General features: G+C 29.9%; 13 protein-coding genes and 1 pseudogene. 2 read left to right on the forward strand and 12 right to left on the reverse strand.

The features are described from left to right. On the reverse strand, positions 1–460 hold a 460-nt coding region (locus B2U95_RS01420; RefSeq protein WP_296311724.1), incomplete at its 3' end, for a carboxypeptidase-like regulatory domain-containing protein. A 242-nt stretch (positions 461–702) separates the two neighbouring features. Here B2U95_RS01420 and B2U95_RS01425 point away from each other — a divergent pair. Both B2U95_RS01425 and B2U95_RS01430 read left to right on the forward strand, forming a co-directional pair. Continuing rightward, on the forward strand, positions 703–1,797 hold the full coding sequence (locus B2U95_RS01425) for a sensor histidine kinase (RefSeq protein ID WP_296311727.1): 1,095 nt from the start codon (positions 703–705) through the stop codon (positions 1,795–1,797). Between the two features lie 4 nt (positions 1,798–1,801). Beyond that, a complete protein-coding gene (locus tag B2U95_RS01430) occupies positions 1,802–2,554 on the forward strand; it encodes a LytR/AlgR family response regulator transcription factor (RefSeq protein ID WP_296311729.1) in 753 nt (250 codons plus the stop codon). A 247-nt stretch (positions 2,555–2,801) separates the two neighbouring features. Here B2U95_RS01430 and B2U95_RS01435 read toward each other — a convergent pair whose 3' ends face one another. The 11 genes and pseudogenes from B2U95_RS01435 to B2U95_RS01480 form a co-directional block, all read right to left on the reverse strand. Further along, positions 2,802–3,230 carry a hypothetical protein gene (locus B2U95_RS01435; RefSeq protein WP_296311733.1) on the reverse strand — a complete coding sequence of 143 codons (429 nt, stop codon included), beginning with the start codon at positions 3,228–3,230 and terminating at the stop codon, positions 2,802–2,804. A 289-nt stretch (positions 3,231–3,519) separates the two neighbouring features. Further along, the gene (locus B2U95_RS01440; protein WP_296311736.1) at positions 3,520–3,774 is read right to left on the reverse strand and encodes a DUF3995 domain-containing protein; all 255 of its coding nucleotides are present in this window, start codon (positions 3,772–3,774) and stop codon (positions 3,520–3,522) included. Positions 3,775–3,792: 18 nt separating this feature from the next. Next, the gene (locus B2U95_RS01445) at positions 3,793–4,473 is read right to left on the reverse strand and encodes a hypothetical protein (RefSeq protein ID WP_296311739.1); all 681 of its coding nucleotides are present in this window, start codon (positions 4,471–4,473) and stop codon (positions 3,793–3,795) included. A 502-nt stretch (positions 4,474–4,975) separates the two neighbouring features. Next, positions 4,976–5,201, reverse strand: a pseudogene (locus tag B2U95_RS16330) (IS30 family transposase); the annotation flags it as partial. A gap of 206 nt (positions 5,202–5,407) precedes the next feature. Beyond that, positions 5,408–6,313: a hypothetical protein gene (locus B2U95_RS01450; protein ID WP_296311740.1), complete on the reverse strand. Its 906-nt coding sequence runs from the start codon at positions 6,311–6,313 to the stop codon at positions 5,408–5,410. Positions 6,314–6,627: 314 nt separating this feature from the next. Continuing rightward, a complete protein-coding gene (locus B2U95_RS01455) occupies positions 6,628–6,891 on the reverse strand; it encodes a hypothetical protein (protein ID WP_296311742.1) in 264 nt (87 codons plus the stop codon). Positions 6,892–7,199: 308 nt separating this feature from the next. Continuing rightward, positions 7,200–8,183 carry an alpha/beta fold hydrolase gene (locus tag B2U95_RS01460; RefSeq protein ID WP_296311744.1) on the reverse strand — a complete coding sequence of 328 codons (984 nt, stop codon included), beginning with the start codon at positions 8,181–8,183 and terminating at the stop codon, positions 7,200–7,202. Between the two features lie 27 nt (positions 8,184–8,210). After that, positions 8,211–8,765 carry a carboxymuconolactone decarboxylase family protein gene (locus B2U95_RS01465; RefSeq protein WP_296311747.1) on the reverse strand — a complete coding sequence of 185 codons (555 nt, stop codon included), beginning with the start codon at positions 8,763–8,765 and terminating at the stop codon, positions 8,211–8,213. Positions 8,766–8,992: 227 nt separating this feature from the next. Then, positions 8,993–9,403, reverse strand: coding sequence for a nuclear transport factor 2 family protein (locus tag B2U95_RS01470; protein ID WP_296311750.1), 411 nt, complete (start codon positions 9,401–9,403; stop codon positions 8,993–8,995). A gap of 80 nt (positions 9,404–9,483) precedes the next feature. Then, positions 9,484–10,038: a TetR/AcrR family transcriptional regulator gene (locus B2U95_RS01475; RefSeq protein ID WP_296311753.1), complete on the reverse strand. Its 555-nt coding sequence runs from the start codon at positions 10,036–10,038 to the stop codon at positions 9,484–9,486. 393 nt (positions 10,039–10,431) lie between these two features. Further along, positions 10,432–11,198 (reverse strand): alpha/beta hydrolase (locus B2U95_RS01480; RefSeq protein WP_296311756.1); only part of this gene is annotated, 767 nt, incomplete at its 5' end.

The raw sequence follows: 11,198 nt of genomic DNA on the forward strand, positions 1-11,198 counted from the left end.
TACTTGCCAATCGTGCAACATCACTTCTTCCACCAGCATATCTTCCAACTTCTTTTATACCAAATTGACGTGCTGAGACTGCCGAAAATTTGTTTAAAGATCTTATTTTATTCGTACTACTTGTCAGTACAATCTCATCTAGACTGCCAATAGATTCTGTAAGTGCTACGGTAATATCTACGTCTTTTCCTGTACTCACTTCAATATCTGGAATTGTACTGGTTTCATAGCCTAGGTAACTTACTCTAATGGCTTTTCTGCCTATAGGGACATCAGTTAATGTAAAATACCCGTCAAAGTCTGTAATTACACCTTTGGGTATTTCAGACCCCAATAGTTCTACACTAGCTCCCATCAAGGGAAGTTCTGATTGTTTATCTAAAATACGTCCTTTAATGACTCCTGATTGTGCAAATGATACAGCGCATATCATCATTGCTAAAAACTTAATTAATTTCATTATTTATTTATTTATTTTTTACAAATCTCTGTAGTTTCCATGCTATGATAAAGACAATAATTATGAAGTGTATTTTTTTTGATTTGGATTGTAGAATTACACTTTTAATAAAATTTCTGTGTTGATTTTAACAAAAAATCAACTGAACTATAGATTTCGTCAGTTAGAAGGGAATTTTGACAACTAAATATTTAGGAGTAAATACTATCTAGCATTTGTCTTATATTTGATAGCATCCAAAAATGAAACACACACAAACACACACAATGTCTAAAGGTTACTTAAAGAAATTAGGTCTACGGTTTCTAGCGATTAACATTGTATTTTTCATTATTATATTATTCATTGATGGTGGTTTTACTACTGATTTAATAAATAGCAAAAGAGGTTTTTATTATGTTTCCTCTTTTGTATTGTTTATGTCTATATGGGAAACAAATGACTACTTAATACGAAAAGCAAAAAAAAAAAAAATTACCAATGAGCTATTTATACACGGTAAAATACTAATAATTACAGTTTTAGTTTTGACTGTAATTTCTGGCAGTATCTACTACGTATGGCTTTTTGAAATCAATATATTTTATAATATTGAAAAAGAAGAGCCTTGGAGTGTTTTTAAAATAGACATGCTCAGAGCATTTGGGTTGACGGTTGTTTTTGCAGGATTCAACCAGTTTTTTTGGATATCTAGTGACAAAAAAAAACTTGAACTTTCTATGTTGGCTTTAAAAAAAGAGGTAATAAATTCTAAATACTCCTCTCTTAAAAGTCAAATAAGTCCACATTTTCTTTTTAATAGCTTAAATACGTTAACATCTTTAATTTATGAAGATAGAGATTTAGCATCAGATTTTGTGAGTGGATTAGCTTCTTGTTATCGGTATATTCTAGACAATAAAGAACAAGATTTAGTAACATTGGATAAAGAAATGCAGTTTTTAGATTCTTTTATTTTTATGATGAAAGTAAGACATAATGAAGCCATAACGATCCACACAGATATAGATAAAATACACCTTTTAAAATTGATACCCACTTTATCGATACAAATGCTGGTAGAAAATGCCTTAAAACATAATTACTATTCTAAAGAAAAACCCATAAAAATTGAAATTTATATAGATCACAATAGAATACTAATTACAAACAATCTTAAAAAAAGACTAGATTCTCAAGAATCAACACAGCTTGGTCTTAAAAATATTAAAAACAGATATGCTTTTTATACCCAAGAGGAAGTAATTATTGATAATAACAATCATACTTTTAAAGTAAGTATGCCCTTACTTTCTGCAGATTTAAAACAAGCTACAGAAACCACTTTAACGATTTAATACTATGACAGCCGTAATTATAGAAGATGAAGATATCGCCTCTAGACGTTTAAGAAATTTAATTGAGGAATTAGCTCCTAACTGTGAAATATTAGCACAAATTTCATCTGTAGAAAGTGGTCATAAATGGTTTAAAAATAATGAATTACCTGATCTTATTTTTTTAGATATTCAGTTAAATGATGGGTATGGTTTTGATATTATTGATCAGTTAGAAAATCATCCACCAATAATTTTTACAACCGCCTATAATGAGTATGCGATTAGAGGTTTTAAATATAACGGACTTGATTATTTGTTAAAACCGATAGATAAAAAAGAACTTCAAAAAGCACTTCAAAAATACACCAAAACAATAGAAAAAAGCAACAATAGGTTCACAGATATTGAAGCGATAAGGCACTTATTTAAAAAGGAGTATAAGAGAAGATTTATGGTTAAGGTTGGTAATCAGTTCAGCACTTTTAATGTTGAAGATATTGCCTATTTTATGGCAGATAATGGCGTCATATTTTTACGAAATAAAAAAGGTAGAAAATTCCCTATTGAATACACTATAGATCAATTAGAAGAGATATTAAATCCTATTCATTTTTTTAGAATAAATCGAAAATATATGGTCTCTGTTGAAGCTGTTAAAGAAATTCATTCCTATTTTAATAGCAGATTATCAATAAAAATAGCACCGAACCAAGAAGAACAAATAATCGTTTCAAGAGAACGAACAACAAATTTTAAAAAATGGTTAGACACTTAAAAAAAGTAATTTATTCACAATTTAAAAGCATAAAACATGAATAAAATTAAAAGTTCATCCCATTTCACGCATATTGCAACTTCTCTCCTATCCCTTCGGATACCCTCAGAACAAGCCGATTCCATTATATTTTAAAGAGAATTTTTAGAAGGAAAAAATAAAAGAAGATGCGTGTTTATAAAGCTTTTTACCAGAGCAAAGTAATCGCAATAAAAATACGTGACAGGCGCCATGCAGCAGATTTTATTCAATATTTAATGTTTTTTTCTGCTGTTCTGTTAAATTCCATTTTTCTTGTATATCTAAATTCAATACAGTTGACTTTCAAATTTGGATTTTGCTTCTTTAACTCTTTGTACCAGTCGAATGATTCTTCATTAAATTTACAAACAAATTTCGCCCAATTTATTATAATAAAAATAGTCCCTTTTTCCGTTAAGTCTTTGTTTAGCGGTGAAATATTTTCTGACCAATCATTAATGGTGATTTTTTTATTAAATTTTAAGGAATCGATTTTTTCAATTTCATTAATAACTTTCGTACATCGTTTGTTATTAAACCTATTTTTAACTAGATAGCCGTTAGAATTGAAGAATAGAATTTCAGGCACTTTAATTTTACCTTTATTGCTCAGAGATGTGAAACTATTAAAATCTTTAATAGAAATATAAATCATCTTTTTCAAAATTCACTTTATTTTTAGTAAGATAAGTATTTAAACTTTCTTTATTATCAACATTCAAATCGAGTGATATATTTCCCTGTATAGAACAAGAAATAAAAACAAGAAAGAACAAAGCTATATGTATACTTTTTTTATAATTGATTCTTTAGAATTGTCGTTTTTTTTAATTTGCTACGAACAAACGGATATCGCACTTTTTTACAGATAGTTAGAGACCTCTCTCTCTCTCTCTCTCTCTCTCTCTCTGGTACTGTTTTTTTAAGAAATATTATTGGAATTATTAGCTTCCATATTTCATAATCCATTCTGGCAGATTGTATTCGAGTAGTCCTGATTTAAATAAATAAAAAATTCCGAATGCTGTTAATCCAATTCCAACTATAGCGGTATCAATTTTTCTCGGATTCAATACTCTTTCTCCGTTTTCTTTGGTAGGTAACGATTTCGAAAACCCAAGTTTTCCTCCGATTACCCAACTGAAATGAATCATTCCAAGTCCAATTAGGGTTAGGCTTAATAAAATTGATAAAATCATAATTTCAGTTCCTTTTTTTTATTCTACAGGATATTTTGATATTCCAGCTTCACTATGTTCAAAAAGTTCAGATTCATAGAAAAAATTTGCCATCGCTAATCCATCTCCATTTGATTCTTTAGTAGCTCTTAATTCAAACCATTTTTCCATAAATTGATTCTGTTCTACCATTTCCGTATTTGTTTCAATAATCATTTGGTTTAAGTCTGTTAAATTGTTTGCATCAAAAACTTTTACGAAAAAACTACTTCCGTAACTATTTATACATAAATTTCCTATTGGTTCCCAAATCAAATTATTGCAGTCATCGCTATCCATTGTGAAATGAACGTAGGAAATAATTGTGTTTTGGTTTAAGTCTGAAATTATTTGAGTTATTTCTTCACAATCTTTGGATGTATTTAACTTTAATGGTATTTCCTTAAATTTATATTGTCCACTAGTCTGAATTGTGTAATTGTAGTTTTGGTCAATAACATCTATGGTTGTAATGAAATTTTGAATTTCACTTTCATTATAAGTAGTATCAATTGCTATTAAAATATATTCATTTGACATTACTCCCAAAAAGTCTTCAGTTCCGTTATAATATTTAAAATTTATAAAATCACAACTGCTTTGAACTGGTTCAGTTTCATTATCGTTAGAACAACCGATTAATGTAATTCCAATTAATAATGTTAAAATATAATTTTTCATAATACTGTTTTTTAGTAGATGGTCTTTTATCGTTATGTGTATGTTTAGTTGCGTGGTTAAGAACCTAAATTAGTAAACAAATACGGATTAGAAAAAATTCCGAAGGAATTTTCCAGTTAAGCACTTGCCAAAGCAATTAATTATACACGATATTATATGCTGGCTTTTTTGATTTTTTTCGGCTTATTAGAATCTGAATCCAACTTTTTAAAGATGAATTAATTTGAAATTCTTCTTGTATTTCGTCTACTATTAAAGCATAACCTTAAAAGTCCTATTGCCTGTTTTTACTTTTGATTTTCCGCATGTTAACTACAGCCAACCAAATTCCGATAGTTTCACCTGGAATTCCTATTAAAGGCTTCTCAAATGCTAATATGATTCCGCTTATTATTGTTATTATTCTAAATCCAATCTATAATTTTTCAGAACTATTTCCCGTATTATTCAATTTTAAAAGATGATTTTACTTTTTGTCATTAATCTATTTTAAAAGGTAGATTCAAGTCATAAACGCGACAACTCCTTTGTTGTTGATTGCGTTAACAAATACGTCATCAGGCGTAAAATAATTACACCTCTTTCTGGGTCTATTGTTTAGTATTTTTTTCTGCTCTTTTGACTTGTTTTTCTTGAATTAAGTCAAAGTTAGTTTTTTTTGGAAAGCACTGTCTGACTAATCCATTTAAATTTTTATTAGCTCCCCTTTGCTAGATATGATAGGGTTTAGGCTTTTTTTTACAACAGCAAACTGTTGCGTTTATTACTTGAATCTAAGAAACTCTTTCCTTTCGCTTATTTGAAAGGCTGATTTTTTGCTTGGATATAACGTGTTCGGGTATGGTTAGTTGCATTGGCTAGTAACTTAATTAATAAAAGAAAACGAACCAGAGGAAAATTCGTAGAATTTTCCGAATATACAGATAATAAGCAATTAATTATACAGGTTGTTAGGCAAAGTGTTTTTTTCGTATTTGTTATGGATTGTTATTATTGCTAGTCCAAAAAGAACAGCTGTAACAATTAAAATAGTGCTGACTAATCCACTTACTCCAAACGACATTCTTATTAAAATTGTTGATATGACAAATCCAGAGTTTCTGATAATTTTATGAAACTGGTCCGTATAAAAGAAGGAAATCAAAAGCAGAACAACATCTACCAAAATTAGTACCGTAAAAAATTCATCAAAAAATAGATTGTTGATACTTTCAAATGTAGGTAATTCGTTAGATGAGATGGAAATTCCTGTAGACCAATCGATAAGCGTATATAAAGCCATAACAAAAAATAATGGTACTAAAATAACTGCTATTAATTTTTTCTTATTGACAAATCTTTCAATAATAGGTTTGATGCTTACTTGATGGACTAGTTTTTGTTTTCCTTGTTTTTGAAATAGGAATATTAAATAAAAAAGTAAAAGAGAAGCAACTAAATCATAAGTAAACTGCAAGTCTCCTTTAATTTCAAACCAATTTTCAGAAAGTTCTAAAGCTGATAAATCTTTAAACAACTTACGTATAATAATTAGTGTTATAATTTCGTACTGTTTGGTTATATATGTTGTAAACGATTTTGGTAAATAGTAAATTAAGAGATAAACCTCATAAATAAGAATAAAAGAAAATGGCGTGTAAACAGCTGATATAGGATTTTTTAGTAATTCTGAGTCTGATGAAAAATCTATAAAACCGAATTTCATAAAATAGATTATCGCCAAATGGATAAAAAAACTAAATATTGCAACTTTGAGAATAATTTTTTCAGTTTTTCCGCGAGTATTCTGAGAAAGAAGTCTATCGAAAACGAATGTCACTATTTTATTTTTCTTAGTCATATCGACTTATTTTGTCTAACTTGATGTGTATGGTAGTTGCTTGGTTAAGCAACTAAATTAGTAAACAAATTCGGATTAGAGAAAATTCTCACGGAATTTTCTAGATAAGCACTTACCAAAGCAATTAATTATTCGGCTTGTTTCTGTTTTCTGTTTCTCCAGTTTTTGAGTGAATTCGCTCAGCGATTTATTCCGTAAACTTTTTTAATTCCGAATGTGGGAGCAATTCCGTAAATTGCTTTATTCGGGACACAGTTCGGTTTCTTATTTTAATCCAGTTTCCAATTGCGTGAATTAGCTAAAAACCAGGCGTTTTATTTTAGATCACTCTTTTTATATTTTTTATGCTCTATTTTTTTCTTTTCCAAAATTGCGTAAAACTTTCGTGGTGATATTTTTAGGTCTCTAGTTATTTCACTTACTTTTTTCTTTCCTTTCTTATAAAGCTTTAAATTATCGTTTACATTTTTATTGAAATAATAATCATTTAGTTTCTCAATAACCTGTAATTCAGTCAAATTTGATTCACTTGCATAATTTTCTAATTTCGATTTGACTTTATATAGATTGTTTTTCATAGGTGTAATTTTTAAAGTGCTGTTTCAATGAATACTAACGTTTATGTATAAGGTTAGTTGCGTGGTTAAGCAACTCAATTAGTAAACTAATCAAAGATAGGAAATTCCAACGGAATTTTTGTAGGTAGTCGAGAACTATCAATTAATTTTATACGGTGTTGTGAGTAGTGTTTTTATTCTTCTAATTTATTGTTTTCATTTTTTAGTGTTTTATGTGTTATTTTTTAGTGTGATTACCAGCTTGAGTATTGCTATCAATCTCAATTGCTTGTCACCCAAGCTGGCATAAAAAACTACTAATCACACTATTATTGAATATTATTTTTCTTTAAAAATTTAAGAATGTAATTGGCAATCTCGCCACCTTTTTCCTCCAAAGCAAAATGACCTGTGTCTAGTAAATGAAACTCTAGATTCTTTAAATCCCTTTTGTAAGGGTGTGCACCATCTGCTGGAAATATATAATCATTCTTTCCCCACACGATTAGCGTTGGTGGTTGATAATCTCTAAAGTATTGTTGCCATTTTGGGTATAAAGGCACATTGGTTCTATAGCTGTAAAACATAGCTAATTGAATCTTATCATTTTCCGGTCGAGTTAAGTGTTGCAAATCGATGGTCCAATTGTCAGGACTAATTTTTAAGGAATCCTGAACACCATGCGTATATTGCCATTTTAAACCATCTGGAGAATGAAATCCTTCTAAATGTTTTCCGTTTTCAACAGTATAATCGTTCCAATATTTTTTAATAGGAATCCAGAAATCTTTTAAACCTTCGTCATAAGCATTACCGTTTTGAATGATTAGTGCTTCAATTTTTTCGGGATACTTAGAAGCAATTCTGAAGCCAATTGGAGCGCCATAATCCATTAAGTAAATACTGTATTTTTCAACTTTCAATTCTTTTAAAAAGCCTTCTACAATATTTGCCATATTATCAAAAGTATAGTCGAAGTCTTTCATTAAAGGTTGATTACTTCTGCCAAATCCAGGATAATCTGGTGCTAACACATGGTATCGTACAGACAAGTCTGTAATTAAATTGCGAAACATATGCGATGATGTTGGGTAACCATGTAATAATAAAATAGTTGGCTTGTTTACATCTCCAGCTTCTCGGTAGAAGATATCCAAACCATTAACCTTTACAGTTTTGTAAAGCGTTGTTTGTATTTGTTCCTTTTTATGAATTGTTATATTGTTTTCAGGAGATTCAAAAGAGAATAATCCTAGAGATAATACCGCTATCATAGCAATACCTAGTGCTGATTTTAAAATTTGTGTTTTCATTGTTTGTGTGTTTTAATGGGTTAGTGTTTATACGTCTTGTGATTGTTCTAAATGTTGAGCTTTTGGAAAATCGATTTCAAAACCTCCATTGTGGTATACATTGTTTGTAATCGTAGTCAATGCAACAATTGCAATTACTTCTGCAAATGCAGCTTTATTAAAGCCAGCTTCAAAGAAATTGTCTGCTGTTGTATTTGTTGGGTGCCCTTTTAGGTTTACCAATTCACTTGCTAATGTTACTAAAGCATTCAATTTAGAATCGGCAATTGAGTTGCCTCTAATATCGAGTATGTCTTGTTCAGTAAAGCCATTCATTTTTCCAATTGCTGTGTGTGCTGATAAACAATATGCGCAGTCATTTGCTTGTGATGTTGCTAAAGCGATAGCTTCATATTCTTTACTTGAGAATTCACCGCTTTTTAGGGTTTCAGTAAAAGTTAAAAAACCCCCTAATAATTTGTCTGATACACTCATTGCGGCATATAGATTTGGTACCATACCAATTTTACCTTTAACGGCATTAAAAATTTCTTGTGAATTTGTGTTGGCTTCTTTGAAGCCTAAAGATTTTAGTATTTTCATAATTATTTAATTTAAAAGGATTAACATTAAAATTCCAGTTATTAATGGTAGCGCTAGAAATAAACTTATTATTCCTAAGGCAAGTTTTGTGTTGTTCTTTAGTGACATTTTTTAATATTAAATTGATTTGTGAATTGATAAGTCTTTCTTATCTATGTCTTCTTTTGCTATTCCAAATGGAACTTTTTGAATTGATTGCTGTTTTCATATTTATTGATTTTTATAGATTATTTAAATTTTCGTTGGTGTTTTTCAATTTCTATATCGTTTGCACTCATATCTCTTATTTGCATTAGACCTTCATTGTTAAATTCCCAATGTTCATTACCATGGGTTCTTTGCCATTGACCAGATTTGGCATCTTGCCACTCGTATTCGAAGCGAACCGAGATTCTATTTTCAGTAAATGACCATAAATACTTCTTTAATTTATAGTGTAGTTCTTTTTTCCATTTATCAGATAGAAATTTAGCTATTGCTTTTCTACCTGTAAATAACAGATCTCTATTTCGCCATTGGGAATCTATCGCATAGGCCATAGCTACTTTTTCTGGATTTTTGCTATTCCAAGCATCTTCAGCCGCTTGTACTTTTGCTTTTGCTGTTTTCTCAGTGAAAGGGGGTGTTATCTTTTTCATATTTAAATTAAATACAGACAGGTCTGTTTATTATTGTTAATTAAATTGTTTTCTCCTATTATTTATTAAAGTTTTTAATTTTAATTCAAAAGCTTAATGCACGCTTTCTTTGCGGCTGTAATTGGCCATTTTTCTTTTTGAATTTGAGATAAAATAATAGCCCCTTCAATTAAAATCAGAATTTCATCACCTAATTCTTCAGAACTTTCATATTTACCTTCATCTTTCAGTTGCTTTTGAATCCAAAGTCTGAGATCATTTTTATGATGAATGGCTTGATCTCTAATTTTGTCATGATCAATAGGCAAATCTGTAATAATATTTTGCCATCCACAACCTCTAAAATTTACCTCATTAAGCCACTCTAGTAAATAATCAAAACAACCAATTACTTTACCTTTTGGTGTATTTTGAACAGAAACAGAATCATTCAATTTTCCCATCCACATTGAGTGTCGTGCAATTAAATATGCTACAGCTATATCTTCTTTTGATCTAAAATGTTGATACATACTTGCTTTGGCAACTCCAGCTTCTGCAATTATTTGATTAATACCGGTTTGATTAAAACCTTGGTTATAAAACAAATCTGAGGCTGTTTCAATAATGCGTTCTTTAACACCTTGTTTTTTCATACAGCGAATATATGACACATTTTATTAAAACAGACAAGTCTGTATGTATTTAACATTTATTTAACATTTAGAAATTCTTAAATAAAATATGACGATAACTTAATGGCCTAAGTTCTATATAACTATAAATTAGCAGGTTTTTTACATTGTATCACTTTAGGTGAGGTGCGAGTAAACATTCTTTTTCCGAAGCGAAGATAGGTGCGTAGAGGAATTTGTGTGGAATGGAATACATGTATGAAGTCGTTTTACTATTTTCATATCTAGGTCAATTACTTCTAACGTTCACTGTATATGGCGAGTGAGGCGCGCCTCACGTGAAGCCATAATTGCGCTTCATTCGCTATACATGCTGTTGTGTATTTTTTTTTAGAATTTATAAAATCTTAGTTTTTAATTTATCCGAATTATTTCTAAAATCCATTTAGAAATTTCCTTCAATGCAATTGGTGATAGTGTTTGTTCTATGGTTTTATATTCATTCATTTTACCCGTTGTGCATTCTTGAAATAAATGGTTCAAATTTTCTAATTCAACGATCTTATAGTTTTTATTATTTGCCTTAATTAGGGCATTTTGTATCGCATCTTGGTTTACGGTTGCATTGACTTGGATGTCCTTAGACCCGTTTAGAGACAATACAGGAATGCTTAATTTTTCAAATTCATCCGCTGGATTATAGTTTAAAAAATAGGTGTTCCAAGGTTTTAAAACACCCTCCGTTTCTTTTTTAATAAATATTGAAATATTTTTATCGCTCGCTCCTAACGATTTTAAAATGGGAGCTAAATAGGTGTTATTATGTGCCTTTAATTCTTTTCTTTTCTTTGATATCTCGTCGTCAGAAGATGCTATTTCAATAGATTTTCTTACATTTTTTTCAAAAGTTGCTTCATCAGGAACTGGAAAAGGTCTCAATGATTTAGATTGCATAACCGATACTTCACTTCCAGGAATCCCTGTGCCAGCCAATGTGATCATAAATGAGATGTCTGAAGTTTGATTGGCTGCTAACGGCGCAATAATACCTCCTTCACTGTGGCCTATTAACCCGATATTTTTTGAATCAATATCTTTTCTCGATTTCAAATAACGTACTGCGCTTAACACATCTTCCGCAAAATCTGCTGTTGTGGCTTTACTAAAATCACCTGTAGAGT

Origin of the sequence: Winogradskyella sp. UBA3174 (genome assembly GCF_002364335.1) — a bacterium.
GTDB lineage: Bacteria > Bacteroidota > Bacteroidia > Flavobacteriales > Flavobacteriaceae > Winogradskyella.